This window comes from Pseudomonas sp. MEJ108 (assembly GCF_030208985.1).
GTDB classification, from domain to species: Bacteria; Pseudomonadota; Gammaproteobacteria; order Pseudomonadales; family Pseudomonadaceae; genus Aquipseudomonas; species Aquipseudomonas fragariae.
In genome coordinates this window covers 1-24,180 of sequence record NZ_JARVSW010000026.1, presented here as the reverse complement: position 1 = coordinate 24,180, position 24,180 = coordinate 1, and the positions used below count along the sequence as shown (strand labels likewise).

Annotated in this window: 18 protein-coding genes and 1 pseudogene; 15 read left to right on the top strand and 4 right to left on the bottom strand. The window is 57.7% G+C overall.

Annotated elements, in window-relative coordinates; translation table 11 throughout:
• Nucleotides 1-102 precede the first annotated feature (102 nt).
• The 6 genes from QRN50_RS13625 to QRN50_RS13595 all read left to right on the top strand — a co-directional run bounded on the left by QRN50_RS13625 (nt 103) and on the right by QRN50_RS13595 (nt 8,523).
• Nucleotides 103-651 carry a hypothetical protein gene (locus QRN50_RS13625; RefSeq protein ID WP_058823121.1) on the top strand — a complete coding sequence of 183 codons (549 nt, stop codon included), beginning with the start codon at nt 103-105 and terminating at the stop codon, nt 649-651.
• 94 nt (nt 652-745) lie between these two features.
• The gene (gene guaB / locus QRN50_RS13620; RefSeq protein WP_058823120.1) at nt 746-2,215 is read left to right on the top strand and encodes an IMP dehydrogenase; all 1,470 of its coding nucleotides are present in this window, start codon (nt 746-748) and stop codon (nt 2,213-2,215) included.
• A gap of 123 nt (nt 2,216-2,338) precedes the next feature.
• Complete coding sequence (guaA, locus tag QRN50_RS13615; protein ID WP_004406449.1) at nt 2,339-3,916, top strand: glutamine-hydrolyzing GMP synthase; 1,578 nt, start codon at nt 2,339-2,341, stop codon at nt 3,914-3,916.
• 457 nt (nt 3,917-4,373) lie between these two features.
• The gene (locus QRN50_RS13605) at nt 4,374-4,772 is read left to right on the top strand and encodes a type II toxin-antitoxin system death-on-curing family toxin (RefSeq protein WP_024642807.1); all 399 of its coding nucleotides are present in this window, start codon (nt 4,374-4,376) and stop codon (nt 4,770-4,772) included.
• Between the two features lie 597 nt (nt 4,773-5,369).
• Nucleotides 5,370-8,087: a DEAD/DEAH box helicase gene (locus QRN50_RS13600; RefSeq protein WP_058823119.1), complete on the top strand. Its 2,718-nt coding sequence runs from the start codon at nt 5,370-5,372 to the stop codon at nt 8,085-8,087.
• Between the two features lie 229 nt (nt 8,088-8,316).
• Nucleotides 8,317-8,523 (top strand): hypothetical protein, encoded by a 207-nt coding sequence (locus QRN50_RS13595; RefSeq protein WP_024642805.1) that lies wholly within the window; start codon nt 8,317-8,319, stop codon nt 8,521-8,523.
• A 40-nt stretch (nt 8,524-8,563) separates the two neighbouring features.
• Here QRN50_RS13595 and QRN50_RS13590 read toward each other — a convergent pair whose 3' ends face one another.
• On the bottom strand, nt 8,564-9,553 hold the full coding sequence (locus tag QRN50_RS13590; RefSeq protein ID WP_024642804.1) for a dipeptidase: 990 nt from the start codon (nt 9,551-9,553) through the stop codon (nt 8,564-8,566).
• A 222-nt stretch (nt 9,554-9,775) separates the two neighbouring features.
• On the opposite strand from QRN50_RS13590, the gene QRN50_RS13585 reads away from it, so the two are divergent.
• The 4 genes from QRN50_RS13585 (at nt 9,776) to tadA (ending at nt 14,754) form a co-directional block, all read left to right on the top strand.
• Complete coding sequence (locus QRN50_RS13585; RefSeq protein ID WP_060400770.1) at nt 9,776-10,261, top strand: hypothetical protein; 486 nt, start codon at nt 9,776-9,778, stop codon at nt 10,259-10,261.
• A gap of 457 nt (nt 10,262-10,718) precedes the next feature.
• Nucleotides 10,719-12,695: a tetratricopeptide repeat protein gene (locus QRN50_RS13580; RefSeq protein ID WP_024659501.1), complete on the top strand. Its 1,977-nt coding sequence runs from the start codon at nt 10,719-10,721 to the stop codon at nt 12,693-12,695.
• A 176-nt stretch (nt 12,696-12,871) separates the two neighbouring features.
• Nucleotides 12,872-14,245 (top strand): multicopper oxidase family protein, encoded by a 1,374-nt coding sequence (locus QRN50_RS13575; protein ID WP_096126766.1) that lies wholly within the window; start codon nt 12,872-12,874, stop codon nt 14,243-14,245.
• A complete protein-coding gene (gene tadA, locus QRN50_RS13570; protein WP_096126765.1) occupies nt 14,245-14,754 on the top strand; it encodes a tRNA adenosine(34) deaminase TadA in 510 nt (169 codons plus the stop codon). The genes QRN50_RS13575 and tadA overlap by 1 nt, the downstream gene beginning before the upstream one ends.
• Here tadA and mltF read toward each other — a convergent pair.
• Nucleotides 14,751-16,247 carry a membrane-bound lytic murein transglycosylase MltF gene (gene mltF / locus QRN50_RS13565; protein WP_011266923.1) on the bottom strand — a complete coding sequence of 499 codons (1,497 nt, stop codon included), beginning with the start codon at nt 16,245-16,247 and terminating at the stop codon, nt 14,751-14,753. The two genes, tadA and mltF, sit on opposite strands and share 4 nt — an antisense overlap.
• 213 nt (nt 16,248-16,460) lie before the next feature.
• Between mltF and purL the strand changes: the two genes are divergently transcribed.
• Nucleotides 16,461-20,357 (top strand): phosphoribosylformylglycinamidine synthase, encoded by a 3,897-nt coding sequence (gene purL, locus QRN50_RS13560; RefSeq protein ID WP_004406423.1) that lies wholly within the window; start codon nt 16,461-16,463, stop codon nt 20,355-20,357.
• 5 nt (nt 20,358-20,362) lie between these two features.
• A complete protein-coding gene (locus QRN50_RS13555; RefSeq protein ID WP_096126751.1) occupies nt 20,363-20,674 on the top strand; it encodes a YqfO family protein in 312 nt (103 codons plus the stop codon).
• A gap of 120 nt (nt 20,675-20,794) precedes the next feature.
• Here the strand turns inward: QRN50_RS13555 and QRN50_RS13550 are convergent.
• Together QRN50_RS13550 and QRN50_RS13545 are read right to left on the bottom strand one after the other, a co-directional pair.
• A pseudogene (locus QRN50_RS13550) lies at nt 20,795-21,217 on the bottom strand (L,D-transpeptidase family protein); the annotation flags it as partial.
• Nucleotides 21,218-21,419: 202 nt separating this feature from the next.
• Complete coding sequence (locus tag QRN50_RS13545) at nt 21,420-21,971, bottom strand: NUDIX hydrolase (protein WP_024642801.1); 552 nt, start codon at nt 21,969-21,971, stop codon at nt 21,420-21,422.
• Nucleotides 21,972-22,121: 150 nt separating this feature from the next.
• Between QRN50_RS13545 and QRN50_RS13540 the strand changes: the two genes are divergently transcribed.
• From QRN50_RS13540 to QRN50_RS13530, 3 genes are all read left to right on the top strand, one after another.
• Entirely contained in the window at nt 22,122-22,718 is a 597-nt protein-coding gene (locus QRN50_RS13540; protein ID WP_004406418.1) for a CoA pyrophosphatase, read from the top strand.
• Nucleotides 22,719-22,787: 69 nt separating this feature from the next.
• Nucleotides 22,788-23,312 (top strand): gamma carbonic anhydrase family protein, encoded by a 525-nt coding sequence (locus tag QRN50_RS13535; RefSeq protein ID WP_003339683.1) that lies wholly within the window; start codon nt 22,788-22,790, stop codon nt 23,310-23,312.
• Nucleotides 23,312-23,530 carry a DUF1289 domain-containing protein gene (locus tag QRN50_RS13530; protein ID WP_003415455.1) on the top strand — a complete coding sequence of 73 codons (219 nt, stop codon included), beginning with the start codon at nt 23,312-23,314 and terminating at the stop codon, nt 23,528-23,530. Before QRN50_RS13535 ends, QRN50_RS13530 begins: the two co-directional genes overlap by 1 nt.
• Nucleotides 23,531-24,180 lie beyond the last annotated feature (650 nt).

Genomic DNA, 24,180 nt, shown 5'->3' with positions numbered 1-24,180 from the left:
GGCGCACAGGTCTGTCTCGTCGGTAAAGGCAGGATTGCTTCTTGACCTGAATGGCCAGCCCATTAAGCTGCGGCCTCGAACAGCTTTAAGCGACGCTCCGTTATGAACACCCAAAGCATCATCGTCCCGCAAATCTCCACCTTTCCCGGGCACGAGGCCAGAGCGCGGCTCATTCTGCGCTGGCTGGTCAAGCTCGATGTGGTCGAGCCGGAGCTGACCACGTGCGGACGCACCTATAACAAGATGGCCTACGCAGTAGCACCGGGGGCGAAGCGGGTGGTGAAGAAGCCCGATGCGCTGCCGTTCGGGCAGGTCGTCAACGGCCTTGAGGTCGTCACCAAGCGCTGCATCTATACCCCGCTGAACGACTTTGCCGAAGAGGCCGGTTGCCCGGAGTGTCGCCGTGAAGTGGGGGAGGCGCTGTTCGACAGCCTGGAAGACTGGATGCCCGGTCACACCGATAATTTCACCTGCCCCGAATGCCGCCACGAAGATGACATCAACGGCTTTCTTTTTCTCGACGCCTGCGGGTTTTCCAACCTCGGTTTCATCTTCAACAACTGGCTGGATGCGTCGTTCACGCAGACCTTTCTGGACGACTTCGCCGAACGTCTGGATCGCCCGGTCTCCTGCGTTAATGTGCGTCTATAAACAGCTTTGATAATAGGCTGAGGTTTACATTGAGCCGGGCGGGGTCTGTGGGTATAATGGCGCGCTTCCAATTTCCCGCCCGGGAGCCCCCGCGATGCTGCGTATCAGTCAAGAAGCCCTTACATTCGACGACATTCTCCTTGTGCCCGGTTATTCCGAGGTACTCCCTAACGAAGTCAGTCTGAAAACCCGTTTGACCCGTGGCATCGAGCTGAATATACCTTTGGTCTCTGCTGCAATGGATACAGTCACCGAGGCCCGTCTGGCAATTGCCATGGCCCAGGAAGGCGGTATCGGTATCATCCACAAGAACATGACCGTCGAGCAGCAGGCTGCCGAAGTGCGCAAGGTCAAGAAGTTCGAGGCCGGTGTCGTCAAGGACCCGATCACGATCGAAGCCGACGCCACTGTCCGCGATCTGTTCGAACTCACCCGCATGCACAACATTTCCGGCGTACCGGTCCTGCACAATGGCGACCTGGTCGGCATCGTGACGTCCCGTGACGTACGCTTCGAAAATCGTCTTGATGTCCCTGTCCGCGAAGTGATGACGCCCAAAGAGCGTCTGGTCACCGTGCGTGAAGGCGCCGACAAGAACGAAGTGCGTGAACTGCTGCACAAGCACCGTCTTGAAAAAGTCCTGATCGTGGATGCCAATTTCGCGCTCAAGGGCATGATGACCGTCAAGGACATCGAAAAAGCCAAGGCTTACCCGCTGGCCAGCAAGGACGATCAGGCTCGCCTGCGTGTCGGCGCTGCAGTCGGTACTGGCAAGGACACCGCCGAACGTGTCACCGCACTGGTCGCGGCTGGCGTTGACGTTGTTGTCGTCGATACCGCTCACGGCCATTCCAAAGGCGTGATCGACCGCGTCCGCTGGGTCAAGGAAAACTTCCCTCAGGTACAGGTCATCGGCGGCAACATCGCCACCGGCGAAGCGGCCAGGGCACTGGTTGCCGCAGGCGCCGATGCAGTCAAGGTCGGTATCGGCCCGGGCTCCATCTGCACCACGCGTATCGTTGCCGGTGTCGGCGTGCCGCAGATCAGCGCCATCGCCAACGTCTCCGCTGCCCTTGAAGGCACTGGCGTGCCGATGATCGCCGACGGCGGTATCCGCTTCTCCGGTGACCTGTCCAAGGCCATCGTGGCTGGCGCCTCCTGTGTGATGATGGGCTCGATGTTCGCCGGTACTGAAGAAGCGCCAGGCGAGATCGAACTGTTCCAGGGCCGTTCCTACAAGGCCTATCGCGGCATGGGCTCGCTGGGTGCGATGTCCCAGGCGCAAGGCTCTTCCGATCGCTACTTCCAGGATTCGTCCGCCGGTGCCGAGAAGCTGGTGCCGGAAGGTATCGAAGGCCGTGTGGCCTATAAAGGTCCGCTGTCGGCCATCATCCATCAGTTGATGGGCGGCCTGCGTTCCTCCATGGGTTACACGGGCAGTGCCGACATCGAACAGATGCGCACCAAGCCCGAGTTCGTTCGCATCACCGGCGCCGGTATGGCTGAGTCCCACGTCCATGACGTGCAGATCACCAAGGAAGCGCCGAACTATCGCGTCGGCTAAAGCCTCCAGCTTCAAGCCCCAAGCAATCAGCTACAAGCGGTAGTTACGCACATGTAACTACCGCATTGATTCCGACAACTTGCCGCTTGCAGCGTATAGCTTGCAGCTGCTCAGAGAGTTTCCATGGCCCTCGACATTCACGCCCACCGTATCCTGATCCTCGACTTCGGTTCCCAGTACACCCAGCTGATCGCCCGCCGCGTGCGCGAAATCGGCGTGTATTGCGAGCTGCATCCGTTTGACATGGACGACGAAGCGATTCGCGAATTCGCTCCAAAAGGCGTGATCCTCGCCGGCGGCCCCGAGTCCGTACACGAAGCCGACAGCCCGCGCTGCCCGCAAGCGGTATTTGACCTGGGTGTGCCGGTTTTCGGTATCTGCTACGGCATGCAGACCATGGCCGAGCAGTTGGGCGGCAAGGTTGCCGGTTCCGAGCTGCGCGAGTTCGGCTACGCTCGCGTTGACGTAGTCGGCAAAAGCCGTCTGCTTGATGGTATCGAAGACCATATCGACGCCGACGGCCTGTTTGGCCTCGACGTATGGATGAGTCACGGTGACAAGGTCACCAAACTGCCGGAAAACTTCCACATTCTGGCCAGCACCCCGAGCTGCCCGATTGCCGGTATGGCTGACGACGCTCGCGGTTACTACGGCGTGCAGTTCCACCCGGAAGTGACCCACACCAAGCAGGGCGGTCGCATCCTGTCGCGCTTCATCCTCGACATCTGCGGCTGTGAAGCACTGTGGACCCCTTCGAAGATTGCTGAAGACGCTATCGCTCAGGTTCGCGCTCAGGTCGGTACTGACAACGTGTTGCTGGGCCTGTCCGGCGGCGTTGACTCTTCTGTCGTTGCCGCGTTGCTGCACAAGGCCATCGGCGATCAACTGACCTGCGTATTCGTCGACAACGGCCTGCTGCGCCTGCATGAAGGCGAGCAAGTGATGGCCATGTTCGCCGAGAACATGGGCGTCAAGGTGATCCGCGCCAACGCCGAAGAGCAGTTCCTGAACAACCTGGCAGGCGAGAGCGATCCAGAGAAGAAGCGCAAGATCATCGGCCGCACCTTCATCGACGTGTTCGATGCCGAGTCCTGCAAGCTGGACAACATCAAGTACCTGGCGCAAGGCACCATCTACCCGGACGTCATCGAGTCGGCTGGCGCGAAAAGCGGCAAGGCCCACGTCATCAAGTCGCACCACAACGTGGGCGGCCTGCCGGAAGAAATGAACCTCAAGCTGGTCGAGCCACTGCGCGAGCTGTTCAAGGACGAAGTCCGCCGCCTGGGCCTCGAACTCGGCCTGCCCTACGACATGGTCTACCGCCACCCATTCCCAGGCCCAGGCCTGGGCGTGCGCATCCTCGGCGAAGTGAAGAAGGAATACGCCGACCTCCTGCGTCGTGCCGACCACATCTTCATCGAAGAACTGCGCAAGGCCGACTGGTACCACAAGGTTAGCCAGGCATTCGTAGTGTTCCAGCCGGTCAAATCAGTCGGCGTGGTCGGCGACGGCCGCCGCTACGCCTGGGTCGTTGCGCTACGCGCTGTCGAAACCATCGACTTCATGACCGCTCGCTGGGCACACCTGCCTTATGAGTTGCTGGAGACGGTGAGCGGCCGGATCATCAACGAGATCGAAGGGATCTCGCGGGTGACTTACGACGTGTCGAGCAAGCCGCCGGCTACTATTGAGTGGGAGTGAGCCTACGCCTGCGATGGGCCCTGCGCTGACTAACAGAAACGCCCGCTGAGTTGCGGGCGTTTTGCATTCGTCACCGCCCGAAATTGGCACATGTGTGTAAAGGCTGCTCAACACGGTCGCAGCCTCGAGGCTGAGATGCGAGGCATTTTTGGATATATCGGTGAAACCACCAGGCCGGGTCAGGCTGGGCAAACGGCGTACGCGCAATAGGCAGCTCGGTGTATCTTGCCTCCCAGTGTGCTACCGTAGGGACAGAAGATTATCGAACCGTTTGGGGTACTAAAGTCATGAGCCACAAGCTGGACACCTATGGCGTATCCATAGTAGAGAGGCCTAAAGTTAAAGCCATCAAGAAGCTGGACTTGGGTGGCGACTCGGGTAAGCAGATCGTTTATTCAGAAACCAAGCTCGTTCTCAGGACTCACAAGAAGACCTTTCAGAAGTTGGCTGACATGTAATGGAATTGATCTTTTTTCCATTTGAACGTGTTATTGAAATAAATACTCAAATCTTGACTACCGAGCCCGGCATGAAGGGGATAGTGAATATCCCGACCTTGCAAGGAGCTCTGGCACGAATCGATAATGCGATCGCTTATAATGGCCTTGACGATGTATTTGAAATTGCCGCTAAGTACACTGCCAGCATCGCGCAAGGCCACGCACTGCCTGATGCGAACAAGCGTACCGGGCTTGCAGTCGGCTTGGAGTACCTTTCGCTTAATGATTATGAAATTACTTTAGATAATGATTTGATAGCGGATGCCGTTAGGGATTTGGTTATCGGCGATATCAATGAGCATGACTTTGCTGATATTCTCTACTCTTGCTTCATCGCTTCTCAACACCAGGTTTAGCACCTGGAAGGCCTGTCAAATCCGCCAGCTCGATTAGGCGTATTCATGATTAGGCGACAGCGAAGTGTTCCAGGCTGATACATCATATTTAGTTGAGCTATTGGCTAAAGTTGCGCGTGGTAGTCATTAAAACTAATGCCCGCCGGTCCCGGAGCGTCAGTTACCGACTGCCATTGCTGTGAAGGATGTTGGCTTGGCCCCATGGGTAGTACTTTTGGTCCTCATGGTACTGTTCATGAGGCCGTCAAATAGGTCGGTTTTATCCTATTGATTCATATGGGTTTTCGTCGTCTGTTGATAACTGAGTGGGAATGATTGGACGTCCGGCATTGTCCGGCACCAACTAGCAAGAAATGCCCTGGAGCCCGCGTAATTGCGGGCTTTTGGCTTTTTGAGCCTGGCAAATTCTGGCAGCTTTGTGCATCGCCAAGCACCGTGTTTATGTGGCGTGATCTCTCAAACAGCCCCTCGCCACACTTCGCGCTGGCATCAATCTGTTTAGCAATGCCAGAATGGCACCGACCACCCGAATCAATGAATTCGGATTTTTACGGCACGGATGCGTACAGGCGGTGATCAAGCCTGTTTAAGGGATTTATGGTTTCCATCTATGTACGTGGCGAGGACAAGACCCGGCAGATCAGCGGCTGGGATATAAAACCAGATGGCAAGGGCGAGTTCACCCTGACGTGCCACTACCCCTCTCAAAAAACTTATTCCCGCCCGCTGAGTGAGTGCAGGGTCGTGCCTACCCTGGAATTGAAGGACATGCTTCTTCTGAGAAAAGGAAGCTCGGAATTCAACCCCGTCGATACGGTGGAGATATACGGTGAGAAACACGCCCTCGTTCAATATCCGGGAAAACCGAAAAAATACCTGTTCAACATGGACAACATCGATTTCGTTTCCCCGACCTCGATCACTGATGAGCCCGTATTCACTTATTTTCGATCAGTGGCCGCAGCCAGGGTCAGCACTGCCGCTGCCGGTGATAAAAAGGGCATAGCCGAAAATATTGACCGCCAAATGGGCACACTTTCATTGTCCCCGACCACGGCGCTGCATGCCTACTGCAAAGGGCAGCATGGAACGCTGGAGTCGTCAGGCAATTTTATCTTTCCTTTCGGCCTCAACGAAAGTCAGCTCCAGGCGGTGGAGCAAGCGTTCCTTTCACAGATAAGCGTGATTGAAGGTCCTCCCGGCACGGGCAAGACGCAGACTATCCTGAACATCATTGCCAACATCCTTTTGCAGGGAAAAACAGTGGCGGTGGTGTCCAACAACAACTCTGCAGTCGAGAATGTTTATGAAAAGCTAGGGAAGTGTGGCCTGGATTATCTGGTCGCGAGACTGGGTAAAAACGACAATCAGAAGGAGTTTTTTGCTAACCGTCCTTCTCGTCCTTCCACAGATCCTTCACCAGCGCCTGCCATTGAGCATATCCAGACTGTGCTGCAACAGCTGAAAAGCTACCTGGGCGCTCGTAACGCAGTGGCGCAGTTGCAGATCGATATTAACGAGCTAGAGATAGAACGGCGCTACCTTAAAGAGTGGCAGCGGGATAACGGTGTGGTCGGTCCTTCTCTGGACAGATATAAACTGTCGTCCCAAAAGACGACGGACTTGATGGCTTACCTTGAGCAGCTTTCGAGCGAGCGCATAAGAATCAAGGACCGTATCGAGCTCTTGTTCAATTTCAGAATTCTGCGCACCCGCCCCTTCGATAACTGGGACAAGCGCATGTCTGCCTTCTACAGCCTGCAGCTCCATTATTACGACAAGGTCTTGCAAGGTAAGAAGGCAGAGTTGGCAGCCTATGAAGAGGCGTTGCGCGTCGGTAACTTCAAGGCGCTGCTGGAGGAGTTGACCACTTCTTCCATGCTTCACCTGAAACACCACCTGCATCGTCATATCTCTGATGACGATACCTTCGACACCACTTACAGAAAGCGGCTTGATGCGTTTCTGAAGCGCTACCCGGTCATTGGCAGCGGTACGCATTCAATCGTCAACTCCCTTGGCGGCAAGGCTGTTCTCGATTACGTGATTATCGACGAGGCTTCGCAACAGGACATTGTCCCAGGTGTACTGGCGCTCAGTTGTGCGAAAAACCTGATCATCGTGGGGGACAGGAAGCAACTTGCACACATCCCGGAAAAACTCGGGCTGGAAGCGCCCGCGCCCTGGTATGACTGTGAGAAGTACAGCCTTTTGGACTCATGCGTCAGTGTGTTCGGCAACTCGACCCCGATGACGTTGCTCAAAGAGCACTATCGGTGTCATCCCCGGATTATTCAGTTCTGCAATCAGCAGTTTTACGATAATCAGCTCGTGCCGATGACAATAGACAATGGCGAAAAGCCGTTGACGCTGCTGGTGACTGCCAAGGGAAATCACACGCGCAACAATTCCAATCTCAGAGAGCTCGACTCTCTATTGGCAGTGCTTGAGGGTGACGGGGAAAGCCTCTGGGAGGGCGAAGATGGCAGAGGGTTCATTGCCCCCTTCAAGAATCAGGCGATGCTTTCAGGTTCCTGTCTGCCAGCTGATTTCGTCAGAGCCACCGTGCATAAATTTCAGGGCAGGGAGTGCGACGAAATCGTTTTTTCTACTGTGCTGGACAAGTACAAAAGCCCGGAGCGCCTGAGTTTTGTAGATGATGCGCGTATGGTTAATGTGGCGGTATCCAGAGCCAAGAACAGGTTTACGCTGGTTACAGGCGACAATGTTTTCAAAACCAGCAACGGGCATATCGCTGCGCTGATCCGCTATATGGAATATTACGCAGAAGACGGGCAGGTCCATCGAGCGCCTGTTATCTCGGCATTCGATCTGCTCTATAAAGAGTACGACCGATCACTTGAGCGCCTCAATAAAAGGCTCAATCCCAATGACTCGTTATTCAAGTCCGAACAGATCGCGGCGCAGATACTTCGCGAGGCATTGGCTCAGGAACCCCGCCGAGGGATTATGTTCCACCGTGAGATCCGGCTGATGCAACTGGCATCGGTGGCCCGCGCAACCTTTACGGAGAGAGAGCTGGAGTTTATGAGAAACGCTGCGCGATGCGATTTCGTGCTCTATTTCAAGGTGGGTAGGACCCCATTGGGCGTGATTGAAGTCGATGGTGGTCACCATGACGATCCGTTACAGATTGAACGAGACGCTGTAAAAAGCAGCATTCTGGAAAAGTGCGGCATTCCTTTGCTCCGTCTACGCACTATCGAGAGCCATATTGAAGAAAAGGTCGCGGCGTTTGTGGATCAATGGACGCCGCCTGCTCCAGATAAAAGTCTTAGAGTTTCGCCGGGTTGAAGCGAAGTCGACCTTGTATCGAGACTGCTAATTACTCTTCTGAAGATGTTATGGTTGGCGGCAGAGCGGCAACAGCGGTGCCGGCTCATCGCCCGCATTCTGCTAACTATCTACGCCCTGAAAAGGGGAGCTACTTGGTGCAAACATCGTTCTGCATCGCCATTGTCGAATAAGCCGTGGCACGTAATACTTGCCTGTCGACTATCGCCGAGCAAAGGGACGTATCAGCGTGTTTGATGTACTGATTGAAGCGATTTTTCGCGCCATTTGCTTTCCTGTTGGCTGGCCCATCGTGAAGCTTCTCACGCGAGGTAAATATCCATCGAAGGGTTCCTGGTTTGCCTATACACCGGAGTCCGAGTGGACTTCTGCGGTGGGGTTCACCGTTCTGATGATCGCGACGATGGCAGCCATGAAACAATTCATTTTTCCATAGCGCGCCGACAGCACCGTTCGCAGGCGTGATCACCGGACGCTTACGGCCAGGTGGCCTGAGCGACCCGCATAAAGTTGCCGCCAAAAATGCCGTCGATCTGCGCGGCATCATAGCCACGCTGTAGCAATGCCTCTGCCACCAGCCCCAGCGCTTCCGGTTGCAGTTGACGATGTCCAGTGATGGCGCCATAGAATTCTTCGGGCCACCAATCCTCTTCGTTCACGTCCTCGGACAAATCCTTAACATCAGGATGCAGCTCGGTGTCGAGGCCCAGGCCGATATGCGCCGTCCCCGCTCGCTCGGCCAGATAATCGATTTGGCGCACGAAGGCTTCGACCGACGCCTGCGGATCGCCCAGGAAAATACCCAGACCGGTTAGCCCGATCACACCACCCGATTCAACACAGGCCATGATCTGCTCGTCATCCACCGTGCGTGGATGGTCATACACAGCCTTGATATTAGTGTGTGAAAAAATAACCGGCCGCTGTGACAGCTCGATTATTTCCATACTTGCGCGCTTGCTGGTATGAGAGCAATCCATCACGATACCCGCAGCATTGATCGCCGCCACGACCTCGCGTCCCAGAGGGGTCAATCCCATGCCGCTGCCGTGGCAACCGCCCGCACAGCTGTTGTCGCGGTTGTACGCCAAGAGCATCTGGCGTACGCCGAGGTCGGCATACAAACGGACCATTGCCGGGTCTTGCAGCAGCATGTCAGAGCCTTCCAGATCGAAAGACACCGCCAGCTTTCCCTGCTCTCGGGCGCTGTGCAGGTCGGCAAGGGTACCGGCCTGCATCATCTTTTCTGGATGTTCGACCAGCCATTGGCGAAAGCCTGCGATGACCTGCATCACATTGCCGACCGGGGTCATGTCCATGCCCACATTGATCGAGACGTGGTGAAAGCCGTTGTCGCGGTAGCGCAGCAGCGCAGACATGTCCTGGTTGGGCAGCAACGGCAGGCAGGCATGGGCCTCCCAACGAATGGCACCGGGGGTAGGCGTAGGCACGGTATTTGAGTTCATCGCACAACTCCGGGATTCGTGGGGCGGGTATCAGCAGGCTCTCTAAAACTACCTAAGGTGAGCAAGTCGGTACATTGGGCAATCCGCAAAATACCTCATTTGAAACTGGCTTGAAGTTCGAGGAAAATCCGCTCAAAGGTAACCCAAGCCCCAACGTCGACGCAGGGCGCGCCCAGCAAAAAGATTCGATATTCACATCCCCAAAAACCAAGGACCCCATTCATGAAATCCCGATTTTCTTTCAGTTCATCCTTCCTGATCATGTTGTCGCTGACAGGATGCGCAGCGACTATGGATGCTGCAAAGCACGATCAGCCTGGGGAAAGCGCGCTTTACGGTAGCTGGCATGTTGCAGGTGTAGCGGTATCCGACTCGGGCGTGCAGGCACTGGGGGATGATGATCCGAGTTTTATGGGGCGACGTCTCAGTTTCAGTCACGACCAGCTTGCATGGAAAGCGTCCACAGACTCCACGGAAGATGTGTGCAAGGGGCCTGTTTTTCATAAGCTTCCGGCGATGAGTGGAGCTGAACTGGAGCCGCAACTCCATAAGCTTGGCATCGAAAAAGCTGTGCGCTATAGCGTTGAATGCAAATCTGGGAGCTGGGGTCCTTTTGACAAAGAAACTCCGGCATTTTTCCTGGCACAGGACGGGTCGTTAGCTCTTTCCTGGTATGACGGCGGACTGCTGAAGCTCGTGCGAGACTGATCACGCACGGACCCTTCGCATAGCGCTGTGAAGGGTCTCCTAAAAACGAAACCCGCGTTGTAATCAGATGCAGCCGTAAATCCACCAGCCACCTGAAAAGCTCACTGGACCCATGACGCCAAAGGTCCCGGTGAGCAAGAATATCGCTGTCGATACTTGCCTGACCGTTCGTGCGTCCGGATCGTAAATAGTGCTCATCTCGGCCAGTAATCCTTTGGTGTGTCATCCAGCAGCTTGTCCTGGCCGACTCTGGGCGTGCAGCATTGCGCATTGCGCATCGCGCGAGCAGGTCGACCGCTGTAACTGTACTAGGCTATGACGGCTACTCCATGGGCACCAGCTAGATCAGGTCCAAAAACCACAACATCCCCGGTGGCGAATATAAACGCTGGCCCTCCGCACACATTATGACCTGAAGCCACTTGCCCACTAACCCCAAACCGCGGCGACTCCATTTATGTTCAAACGCATTCTGTCCGCCCTCAGCGGCAAGAAATCTCAAGCTTCAACAGATAACTCGCCTGCTGATACAACGCCGCCAGAAGCTCACGACGGCGAGTTAATCACTGCCTACGACAGTTACGGACGCGAGATAAAGATCACTCGGAGCGAGTGGCGCGAGAAGGTGTTCCTGCCCAATCTGAAACAGCAGTGGGGTGATGCTGACGAGCTCTACAACCTAATCGTTTCGGGGCTGAACGATGGATTTGCGACTGACCTGATGTCTGCCGCCGAACGACTGGTCGAGATCGACGCTAATCCCGAGCGCAGCCATGTGGTGAATGGCATCGTGCTGATGCATAACGCGCGGCTCGATGCAGCAGAGGCCTCGCTACGCGAAGGGCTGGCTAAAGTCGGCGTGTCGGGAATCATCCTGACCAATCTGGCCAAGGTGTTTGCCGAGCGTGGTGAGCAATCAGGTGCAGAGGCGACGCTTTGGCAGGCGGTTGAAGCCGATCCGAATCAGGAAAACGGCCTGTTGTGGTGGCTGAGCATTCAGCAGGAGCGGGGTGGTGAGGCCGCCTATCTCGATGCTCTACGCACTGTAGCGGCGTTGCCGGGCAGTTGGCGTGCGCAGTTGTGGATGGCGCGGCATTACCTGCAGCAGCAGAACGTCGCGCAGGCGCGTGTGTTGTATGAGGAGGTACTGGCAGGAGGTCATTTCGACCGCAGTGCCTTGCAGATGATATCGGGCGACTTGGGCAACAATGGCCACATCCCGCTGATCATTGAGCTTGTCGGGCCTGCTTATGATGAGCACAAACATGATTCGACGGCAGGTCTCAACTTGCTGCGTGCCTATCAGGAGCTTGGCAGGGTGGATGAAGGCGAAGCGTTGCTTACTCGCTTGTATGCACTCGGCTTTGCGCCAATCAAAAGTCACCTTGACCAGTTTGCGCATGCTTTCGAGGACGTGCGCAGGCAGGAAGACAAAGGCATTCCGATTGACCCTGCCAGCGTGACGATCAATACCTTGGCGCTGAACAAGCCGGTCTGGCACTACGGTTTGCGCAATGCTGACTGGCTCTTCGCGCAAAAACCGGAAGGTGCGCCAGAAATCGGTTTCTTCGCCTTGTCCAAAATCATGGAGAAAGCAGAGCCTGCCGAATCGCAGCGCGAGGATGATGTGGGGCGCTATACGCGTGCCATTCCTCTTTACCTGGCGGAGTCGCTTCACTATTGGCATGACTATGTAGCCAATTGCTATGTTCAGGTCGCGGAGGGTGCGGGGCCGGTTGTATCGGGGGTTGAGGTCGACGGCAACACACTGTTCGATATCGTCCCGCCAACGACGAAGTATTTCGTGACGGGCGAAGTGGGTTGTTCGGGTGAGGGCGATCAGGCCCAGTGGCGGATTTCACTGAGCCTATGGAATTGTGCGACTCGCACCCGGCAAACCGTTGAAAGCGGTAGTGCAGGCAAGGCAGAACTTGGTGCGCTGGTACTTGATCTTCAACAGCGCTTGCTGGTCGGTATCGGACTCAAGCGCGAGCAGCCACTGGATGTTTTTTACCAGCAGCCCACCGCCGAAGTACTGCCGGTGTATCTGACCCAGTTGGGCCAATCATTCATGCTGACGTTGCTTGCGAACGACCATTTGCCCAAGTCATCAATGTGGGGTGAGCGGGCCATGCTCGAGTGGCCTCTGAATATGGCGCTCCAGTGGCCTGAGATGGAGACCGCAAAACTGATGTACATCTCCGGGCTGGGAAAGGCGTTCGGTTACAAGTCGGAGACAGTGGTCGAGCACAAGCAACGAAGCCTGCAAGTGCTGAGCGAACTGGAGCGGGCAAACAGCCCGGCATGGCGCCTTGCACCGTTGGTATGGAAAGTGTTCGGCATGCAGGCAGAGCTGGAGGATTACCGCGCCAATCTACCGCCTGATGTAGAGCCGGCCTATATCGAATGGCTGGAGCGGGTGAGCCAGGCATAGCGGTTGATCGATGCAAAAAGCCGGAGCGGGCGTCACTGCCTTGCCCGGCTTTTTTACGCCTCGGCTTCAGTTCGTGGTATCCACCCTTATCTTTACGCAAATGCAGGTGTATCGTATTCGCCCCTCGCATTTGCTCGCAGATGCGCTCAGTCGTTGTTTTCGAGGTTGCGCCGTTCATGTCCTTTACCCGTCGTCAAATCCTTACAGGCATCGCCGGTCTGGCCGTAGTCGGCCTTGGCGCGGGTGGGGCTTCGCGTTACTGGATGGGGCGTCGCGAGTCTGAAGCGGGATCGGACTTCGTGCTGATCGCCGCTCCGCTGGATGTGGAACTGGTGGCGGGCCACAAAACGCCAGCCTGGGCCTTTGGCGGTTCTGCTCCGGGTACGGAGTTGCGCGTGCGCCAAGGTGAGTGGCTGCGGCTGCGCTTCATCAATCAGTTGCCGGTCGAGACGACCATTCATTGGCATGGCATCAGGTTGCCGCTGGAGATGGATGGCGTGCCTTATGTGTCGCAGTTGCCGGTCAAACCGGGTGAATACTTCGATTACAAATTCCGTGTGCCGGACGCGGGTAGCTACTGGTATCACCCGCATGTCAGCAGCAGTGAAGAGCTGGGCCGCGGGCTGGTCGGGCCGCTGATTGTCGAAGAACGCGAGCCGACCGGTTTTGCCTATGAGCGCACGGTCAGCCTGAAAAGCTGGCACGTGGACGAGCAGGGCGCCTTTACCGAGTTCAGTGTGTTGCGTGAAGCGGCACGGGAGGGCACGGCGGGGCGGCTTTCAACGCTGAACGGTATTCCGCAGGCGGTGATTGAGTTGCCTGCCGGGCAGATCACTCGCGTGCGCTTGCTCAATCTCGACAACACCGTGACCTATCGACTCAACCTGCCGGACGCCGAAGCGCAGATCTATGCGCTGGATGGCAACCCGGTGAAGCCGCGTCCCTTTGGCGACGAATACTGGCTGGGGCCGGGCATGCGCATTTGTCTGGCAATCAAGGCTCCGCCGGTGGGCGAGGAAATCTCGCTGCGTAACGGTCCGGTGCGCCTGGGGACGTTCCGCTCGGTCGCCAATAACGACGCGCCTGGCCAGTGGCCGCCCGAGCTGCCGGCCAATCCGGTGGCTGAGCCTGATATGGCTAACGCCGAAAAGATCAATTTCAACTTCGAGTGGGTGGGCTCGATGTCGGTCAACACCGACAATGGCAAACCGCCCAGCCTGTGGCAGATCAACGGCGAAGCGTGGGACATTACCGACAAGACCTGCGCCGATCGGCCTATCGCCAGGTTGAAGCTGGGCAAGAGCTATATCTTCGAGTTGAAGAACATGACTCAGTATCAGCACCCGATTCACTTGCACGGCATGAGTTTCAAGGTAATCGCCTCCAATCGGCGCAAGATCATCCCGTACTTTACCGACACCTTCTTGCTGGGTCGCAACGAGCGGGCGCGGGTTGCATTGGTTGCCGATAACCCTGGCGTATGGATGTTCCATTGCCACGTGATCGATCACATGGAAACCGGCCTGATGGCCGCCATCGAGGTGGCATGATGCGGCAACCGCAGATCATCGACCGCAGCAAGGATCAGTACTTCATGCACGAGGCGCTGGCGCTCGCCGCGCAAGGCGCGCTGTTGGGTGAGGTGCCTGTCGGGGCAGTGGTGGTGCAGAACGGCGAGATCGTCGGTCGCGGTTACAACTGCCCGATCAGCGGCAGCGACCCGAGCGCGCATGCCGAGATGGTCGCGATTCGTGACGCCGCCAAGGCGCTGGACAATTATCGCCTGCCGGGCAGCACGCTCTACGTGACGCTGGAGCCGTGCAGCATGTGCGCGGGGCTGATCGTGCACTCACGGGTGGCGCGTGTGGTCTACGGGGCGCTCGAACCCAAGGCGGGCATCGTGCAGAGCCAGGGGCAGTTTTTCAGTCAGGCATTTCTCAATCACCGCGTACTGTTCGAAGGCGGGGTGCTGGGCGAGGAGTGCGGGACGATGCTGAGCGAGTTTTTCAGAATGCGCCGGGCAGCCAAGGACGCTGACAAAGGCCAGGGCAACGTTTAGAGCGGAGATTCGTCCGTGCTGCTGGACGAGGGGACGGGAGAGGCTGGCGGGACGGGCGGTTGGGTCTTGTCGACGCCAGGAACATGCAGGTTGCCATCGGCGACCTGACTGCCTTCAAGCTGGGGCTGCGTCACCCAGGTCAGAATGTCGTAATAACGGCGAATGTTGGCCACGAAATGCACCGGCTCACCGCCTCGGGCGTAGCCGTAACGCGTTTTGCTGTACCACTTCTTCTGTGCCAGACGCGGCAGCATTTTTTTAACGTCGAGCCATTTATCAGGATTCAGCCCCTCGTTCTGGGCCAATTTGCGCGCATCTTCGAGGTGACCGCTGCCAATGTTGTAGGAAGCGAGAGCTAGCCACGTGCGATCCGGCTCTTTAATCGAATCGTCCAGCTGATCCTTTATGTAGGCAAAGTACTTTGCCCCGCCCTGAATGCTCTGGCGCGCATCCAGCCTGTTGGACACGCCCATGGCTTGCGCGGTGTTCTGGGTGAGCATCATCAGGCCGCGCACGCCGGTTTTCGAGGTCACGGTCGGCTGCCACATCGATTCCTGATAGCCGATGGCGGCCAGCAGTCTCCAGTCGACCTGTTCTTTCTTGGCCGATGTCTGGAAGTGCTTCTCGTATTTGGGCAGGCGTTCCTGAAGGTGCTGGGCAAAGGTGTAGGCACCGACATAGCCGAGCACGTCGACGTGGCCGTAGTAACGGTCCTTCAGGCGTTGCAGGGTGCCGTTCTTTTCGACCTTGTCGAGGTAGGCGTTGATTTCGTTGAGCAGGCTGTTGTCTTCACCCGGCGCGACGGCCCAGCGCTGTGCACGGGCTTCGCCCAGGTCAAAGGCTACGCGTACATTGGGGAAGTAGACCTGGTTCATTGCCAGCTCATTGGAGTCGACCAGGGTCAGGTCGATCTGGCCTTCGTCGACCATGCGCAGGAGATCAACGACCTCGACCGCGTCCGATTCTTCATATTGAATGCCGGGATTCTGCGCCTTGAGCGCCGCCAGTTGCTCGGCATGCGCGCTGCCTTTGAGCACCACGATGCGTTTGCCCACCAGATCGCCGGGATCAGTCGGTCGCGACTGGCCGTTGCGATAGACCACCTGAGGGGTGACTTCCAGATAAGAGTGCGAGAAACGCGCCTGTTGCTTGCGCAGTGGCGTTTCAATCAGGCCGGCTGCACCGAGTACCGGACCGCCCGGTTTGTTCATCTGGTCGAAAAGATCGTCCAGATTGTCAGCTGTTTCTATCTTCAGTTCGACGCCCAGATCATCGGCAAAGCGCTTGACCAGCTCGTATTCGAAGCCGGTTTCACCGTTGCGATCCTGGAAATAAGTCGCCGGACTGTTGCGGGTGATCACCCGCAGTACGCCGTCCTCCTTGACTCGCTCCAGTGTGGTGGGTTTTTCCACACAGGCGCCGAGCATCAGGAAGAGTCCGGTTGCGATGAGCCATTTGGCGCAACGTGGGCGGAAATCTGGTTTGAAGAACATCGGTGCAGTATACGCAAAGCGCACCGGGCGCCATATCTCGACAGTGAAGCTTGCGTCTGATAGGCGAGTGGCTTTTAAGGGCATTTCCGGAGTTTTTTTGCCTGGGGCGACATTCGGGCGCAGCGGATGCCGCCGTTTTGGGTGATCAAATGCCCGGTTTAGGCTAGAATACGCGGCCTCAAAGCACACCCCCTTCTCGAGGCTGTCCCGAAGATGTTGATCCTGCGCGGTGCTCCTGCCCTTTCTGCTTTCCGCCACAGCAAATTACTAGAACAACTGAAACAAAAAGTTTCAGCTGTCAGTGGCTTGTACGCCGAATTCGCCCACTTCGCTGACGTCAACGACGTTCTGACCAGCGAAGAACAGCAGGTTCTCGATCGCCTCCTGAAATACGGCCCCAGCGTGCCGGTTCAAGAGCCGAGCGGCCGTCTGTTTCTGGTGTTACCGCGTTTTGGCACCATTTCACCCTGGTCGAGCAAGGCCAGCGACATCGCTCGCAATTGCGGCCTGAGCAAAATCCAGCGCCTCGAGCGCGGGATTGCCTTCTATGTAGAAGGCCAGTTCAGCGAGACCGAGGCCCAGGCAATCGCCGACAGCCTGCACGACCGCATGACGCAACTGGTCCTGGGCGACCTCGAGCAGGCTGCCAACCTGTTCAGCCACGCTCAGCCCAAGCCGCTGACCGCCGTGGACATTCTGGGTGGCGGCCGCGCAGCGCTGGAAAAAGCCAACGTCGAGCTGGGCCTGGCCCTCGCCGAAGATGAAATCGATTACCTGATCACCAGCTTCAACGGTCTGGGGCGCAACCCGCACGACATCGAGCTGATGATGTTTGCCCAGGCGAACTCCGAGCACTGTCGCCACAAGATTTTCAACGCCAGTTGGGATATCGACGGCCAGAGCCAGGAAAAAAGCCTGTTCGGCATGATCAAGAACACCTACCAGATGCACAGCGAAGGCGTGCTGTCCGCTTACAAGGACAACGCTTCGGTGATCGTCGGCAACGTCGCCGGTCGCTTCTTCCCGGACCCTGAAACCCGTCAGTACGGCGCGGTTCAGGAGCCGGTGCACATTCTGATGAAGGTCGAGACGCACAACCACCCGACCGCCATTGCACCGTTTCCTGGCGCAGCGACCGGCTCCGGCGGCGAGATTCGCGACGAAGGTGCAACCGGTCGCGGTGCCAAGCCCAAGGCCGGGCTGACCGGTTTCACCGTCTCCAACCTGCAGATTCCCGGTTTCGTGCAGCCTTGGGAAGTGCCGTACGGCAAGCCCGAGCGCATCGTGACTGCGCTGGACATCATGATTGAAGGCCCGCTGGGTGGCGCGGCGTTCAACAACGAGTTCGGTCGCCCGGCGCTGACCGGCTATTTCCGTACCTTCGAGCAGTCCATCACCACGCCGCACGGTGACGAGGTTCGTGGTTATCACAAACCGATCATGCTCGCGGGCGGTATGGGCAACATCCGCGAAGATCACGTCCAGAAGGGCGAGATCACCGTGGGTTCCAAGCTGATCGTGCTGGGTGGCCCGGCGATGCTGATCGGCCTGGGTGGCGGCGCGGCTTCCTCGATGGCGACCGGCACCAGCTCCGCAGACCTGGATTTCGCGTCGGTTCAGCGTGAAAACCCCGAGATGGAGCGTCGTTGCCAGGAAGTCATCGACCGCTGCTGGCAGCTGGGCGACCGTAACCCGATCAGCTTCATCCATGATGTCGGTGCCGGGGGGCTGTCCAACGCCTTCCCCGAACTGGTCAACGATGGCGATCGCGGTGGCCGTTTCGAACTGCGTAACGTACCCAATGACGAGCCGGGCATGGCCCCGCTGGAAATCTGGAGCAACGAATCCCAGGAACGTTACGTGCTGGCCGTGGGCGTTGAAGACTTCGAGCGTTTCAAGGCTATCTGCGAGCGTGAGCGCTGCCCGTTTGCGGTTGTCGGCGAAGCCACTGCAGAGCCGCAACTGACCGTCACCGACAGCCATTTCGGTAACAGTCCGGTAGACATGCCGCTGGAAGTCCTGCTGGGCAAGGCGCCGCGCATGCACCGTTCGGTCGCACGCGAAGAAGAGATCGGCGATGATTTCGACCCGAGCACACTGGACATCGAAGAAAGCGTGCAGCGCGTATTGCGTCACCCGGCCGTCGCCAGCAAAAGCTTCCTGATCACCATCGGTGACCGCAGCATTACCGGTCTGGTCGCTCGCGATCAGATGGTCGGTCCATGGCAGGTGCCTGTGGCTGACTGCGCCGTCACCGCCACCAGCTTCGACGTCAACACCGGCGAAGCCATGGCGATGGGCGAGCGTACTCCGCTGGCGTTGCTGGATGCTCCGGCGTCGGGCCGTATGGCAATCGGCGAAACGCTGACCAACATCGCGGCCTCGCGTATTGAAAAGCTTTCTGACATCAAGCTGTCGGCCAACTGGATGTCGGCGGCTGGCCACCCTGGAGAAGACGCGCGTCTTTATGACACCGTGAAAGCGGTCGGCATGGAGCTGTGTCCGGAACTGGGGATCACCATTCCAGTGGGCAAGGACTCGATGTCCATGAAGACCCGCTGGAGCGACGAGGGCACCGAAAAGAGCGTGACTTCGCCGCTGTCATTGATCGTGACGGGCTTTGCGCCAGTGGTCGACATCCGTCAGACCCTGACGCCCGAGCTGCGCATGGACAAGGGCATCACCGACCTGATCCTGATCGATCTGGGGCGTGGCCAGAACCGCATGGGCGCCTCGATTCTTGCGCAGACTCACGGCAAGCTCGGCCGCGTCGCTCCGGACGTCGACGACGCGGAAGACCTCAAGGCCTTCTTCGCCGTGATTCAGGGCCTCAATTCCGACGGTCATATCCTCTCCTATCACGACCGTTCCGACGGTGGTCTGCTGGTCAGCACGCTGGAAATGGCTTTCGCCGGTCACTGCGGTCTGAACCTGCACCTCGACGGTGTGGCGGACAACGTCTCCGAACTGAGCGCGATCCTCTTCAACGAAGAGCTGGGCGCGGTCATCCAGGTCCGTCAGGACGCTACTCCACTGGTGCTGGCGCAATTCAGCGCGGCCGGTCTGGAAGACTGCGTGGCAGTGATCGGTCAGCCGATCAACAACGATGAAGTGTCGATCAGCTTCCATGGCGAGCCGGTATTCAGTGGCCAGCGCCGTCTGCTGCAACGCCAGTGGGCCGAGACCAGCTATCAGATCCAGCGCCTGCGTGACAACGCCGAATGCGCGGATCAGGAATTCGATGCGCTGCTGGAAGAAGACAACCCGGGCCTGACCGTCAAGCTGGGCTTCGACGTCAACGACGATATCGCCGCGCCGTACATCAAGACGGGCGTGCGTCCTCAGGTTGCCGTTCTGCGCGAGCAGGGTGTCAACGGTCAGGTCGAGATGGCGGCAGCCTTTGATCGTGCCGGTTTCAACGCAATCGATGTGCACATGAGCGATATCCTGGCCGGTCGTGTCGACCTGAACGACTTCAAGGGTATGGTCGCCTGCGGTGGCTTCTCCTACGGTGACGTATTGGGTGCCGGTGAAGGCTGGGCCAAGTCGGCATTGTTCAACAGTCGCGCGCGTGATGCGTTCCAGGGCTTCTTCGAGCGTTCCGACAGCTTCACGCTCGGCGTCTGCAACGGTTGCCAGATGCTGTCCAACCTGCACGAGCTGATTCCGGGCAGCGAGTTCTGGCCGCATTTCGTGCGTAACCGCTCCGAGCAGTTCGAAGCGCGCGTGGCCATGGTTCAGGTTCAGGAGTCGGCTTCGATCTTCCTGCAGGGTATGGCCGGTTCGCGCATGCCAATCGCCATTGCGCATGGCGAAGGGCACGCGGAGTTCCGCAATGACGATGCACTGCTTGAAGCGGACGTTTCCGGCACCGTTGCACTGCGCTTTGTCGACAACCACGGCAAGGTCACTGAAGCCTACCCGGCCAACCCGAACGGCTCGCCACGCGGTATTGGCGGCATGACCACCCTCGACGGTCGTGTGACCATCATGATGCCGCACCCGGAGCGTGTATTCCGTGCGGTGCAGAACTCATGGCGTCCCGAGGACTGGAACGAGGACGGTGCGTGGATGCGCATGTTCCGCAACGCGCGGGCCTGGGTTAACTAAGGCGCGTGTACAAGCTCGCCCTCTTTGTTCCACCGAGCCATGTGGACGAGGTCAAGAACGCCGTATTCGCTGCTGGTGCAGGGCGAATCGGCGCTTACGATCACTGCTCGTGGCAAGTACTCGGCCAGGGTCAGTTCCGCCCGCTGGATGGCAGTCAGCCATTTATCGGGCAGAGCGGTGTGGTCGAGTCGGTGCAAGAGTGGAAGGTCGAGCTGGTCGTCGCGGACGAGCTGATTCAGCAAGTGGTGATGGCGCTCAAGCAGAGCCATCCCTACGAAACGCCTGCTTACGAAGTATGGCGGCTGGCAGAGTTCTGAATCGCCTGCAAAGCTGGACGCAGAGCGTCCGCAAATGCGTCACCACGCTGGAGCGTTGGGACGATAATCATCTTGAGTCTCGTGGGAGCGAGCTTGCTCGCGAATGCGCAACGCCGCACATTAAGGTCGAATTTCGATCATCGTCCCGTCTTTCACCAGATCCCATATCTCGCGCATGTCGTTGTTCTTCAGCGCAATGCAGCCGTTGGTCCAGTCCAGCGTGTGGAAATACCATTCCGGATACTCTTCATCCACCGGTGTGCCATGCAGCATGATCATGCTGCCCGGTTTCACGCCCTCGGAACGTGCGCGTGCCGAGTCCGAAACATTCGGGTAGGAAATGTGCATCGACAGGTTGTAGTTATTGCTGGGTTTACGCCAGTCGATCCAGTAGAAACCCTCCGGCGTGCGTTGGTCGCCTTCCTGCAGCTTGGTGCCCTTGGGGTTCTTGCCCAGCGAGATTCGGTAGGTCTTCAAAGCCTCGCCACCGCTGATCAGCTGCAATTGGCGCGCTGACTTGAGCACCAGCACCTTATCGATCGGCTTGCTGGCGATACTCTCGGTATTGATGACCTTGTTATTGATGATTTTCTGTTCGCTGCCCTTGGGCACGATGGTTTGAGTAAACGCGGCCTGCGAAAGCGGCATGAACGACATGCAAAAGAGTGCGAGCAACCAGCGCATTACGATTTCCCTGAAGATACTTCTTTAACAAAAGCGCCGATGTTGTGTGCGACCCTGGCGTTCAGGTGTCCAGCAACGGACGTGACGGGGGAAGGGCGCTGGTATGAACCGGGTAGGCCTGCCGACGCCGATCCGCAAAGAAGTATTCTAGGGTACGCCCGACTGTCATGAAAGCCAGGTCCGACCACGGAATGTCTGCTTCGTCGAATAACTGCACTTCCAGGCTCTCGATGCCTGCGGCGAATGCCTCATTCGCCATCTCCCCACGATAGAACACATGCACCTGATTGATATGCGGTACGTCGATCAAGGTGTACAGATGCAGTTCGCTCAGAGTGGCGCACGCTTCCTCCATGGTTTCGCGCCGTGCAGCCTGTTCGATGGTTTCGCCGTTCTCCATGAAGCCGGCCGGCAACGTCCAGAAACCCAGGCGCGGCTCTATCGCCCTGCGGCACAGCAGCACTTTGCCGTCCAGCGTCACCAGACAGCCCGCCACGATGTTCGGGTTCTGGTAATGAACGGTGTGGCAATGCTCGCAGACATAGCGCAAACGGCTGTCGCCTTCGGGAATGCGCTGGATAACAGGGTTGCCGCACTGGCTGCAAAATTTCATGGGATCAGTCGATAGTGAACGCAGTCGCTATCTTGGCCTGTCGTGCGGCGGCTCGGCAACCCTCTGTGTGACAGGAGTTGTCCTGCAAGGGCTTGGGCGCAGCGTTGCTTTGGTGCATGATGCCAGACAGGCAACAGATCGAGATTTCCCATGCTGGATGAGCTACTTCGCCGTGTAGTCAGTCACACGCCAGAAACCCTCGACTCGGATCGAAAGTTCCCCGAGGCGGCTGTTCTGGTGCCGATTACCCGCAGCGAGCAACCCGAGCTGATTCTGACCCTGCGCGCCAGTGGCCTGTCGACGCATGGCGGTGAAGTGGCGTTTCCGGGTGGCCGTCGCGACCCGGGCGACCCCGATCTGATTTTCACTGCGCTGCGCGAAGCCGAGGAGGAGATCGGCCTGCCTCCCGGGCTGGTCGAGGTGATCGGGCCGTTAAGTCCGCTGATCTCCAAGCACGGCATCAAGGTCACACCTTATGTAGGGGTGATACCTGACTTCGTCGAATACCAGCCCAATGACGCCGAGATCGCTGCAGTCTTCAGCGTGCCGCTGGAGTTCTTTCGTCAGGACACGCGCGAGCACACTCACCGTATCGATTACGAAGGCCGCAGCTGGTACGTGCCCAGTTACCGTTATGGCGAGTACAAGATCTGGGGGCTTACCGCGATCATGATCGTCGAGCTGGTCAATGTGCTGTACGACACCAGGATCAGCCTGCATCATCCGCCCGAACGGTCGACAATCTGAGCCACCGATATCTGAAGCGTCACTGTTTATAGTTCGTCCCCATGAGTACGACCCGCCCGAGGAGGCTGCATGAAATTTCGCCTGGGAGAATCCCGTGTCCAGACCGATCCTCAGAGCTGGGTGGCTCCCAATGCAACGCTGATCGGCAATGTCAGGCTCGAGGCGGGTGCGAGTGTGTGGTTCAACGCGGTATTGCGTGGCGACAACGAGCTGATTCACATCGGTGAAAACAGCAATGTGCAGGACGGTACGGTGATGCACACCGACATGGGGTCGCCGCTGAGTATCGGCAAGGGCGTGACCATCGGCCACAACGCCATGCTGCATGGCTGCAGCGTTGACGATTACAGCCTGATCGGCATCAATGCGGTCATCCTCAACGGGGCGAAGATCGGGAAGTACTGCATCATCGGCGCCAATTCGCTGATCGGAGAAAACAAGGTCATTCCTGATGGCTCGCTGGTCATGGGATCGCCGGGTAAAGTGGTGCGCGAGCTCACCGATGTGCAGAAGAAGATGCTGGAAGCCAGCGCAGCCCATTACGTACACAATGCCCAGCGTTACGCCCGTGACCTGGCGGTGCAGGAAGATTGATGAGCACTGATACCCCGATCGAAAAACCGGTCCGCTCCCCGTGTGTGAGTATTTGTGCACTGGATGAGCAGGATATCTGCACCGGTTGCCAGCGAACTGTCACCGAAATCACCCGCTGGAGCCGCATGAGCAACGACGAGCGCCGCGTGGTGCTCGGCCTGTGCGACGAGCGCGCCAGAGCCAGCGGCCTGATGTGGACAGTGGGCGAGGCACGCTGATGTTCCGATGGCCTTGTAGCCGCGAACAAGTTCGCGAAGGGGGCGGTGCAGTCGATGCATTTCCTGCGTCAGGAATAGCGCTTTCGCGAACAAGTTCGCTCCTACAGGTTATCCGCGAGCTTTTGTAGGAGCGAACTTGTTCGCGAAGGGGGCGGTGCAGTCGATGCATTTCCTGCGTCAGGAATAGCGCTTTCGCGAACAAGTTCGCTCCTACAGGTTATCCGCGAGCTTTTGTAGGAGCGAACTTGTTCGCGAAGGGGGCGGTGCAGTCTATGCATTTCCTGCGTCAGGAATAGCGCTTTCGCGAACAAGTTCGCTCCTACAGGTTATCCGCGAGCTTTTGTAGGAGCGAACTTGTTCGCGAAGAGGGCGGTGCAGTCGATGCATTTCCTGCGTCAGGAATAGCGCTTTCGCGAACAAGTTCGCTCCTACAGGTTATCCGCGAGCTTTTGTAGGAGCGAACTTGTTCGCGAAGAGGGTGGTGCAGTCGATGCATTTCCTGCGTCAGGAATAGCGCTTTCGCGAACAAGTTCGCTCCTACAGGTTATCCGCGAGCTTTTGTAGGAGCGAACTTGTTCGCGAAGAGGGCGGTGCAGTCGATGCATTTCCTGCGTCAGGAATAGCGCTTTCGCGAACAAGTTCGCTCCTAC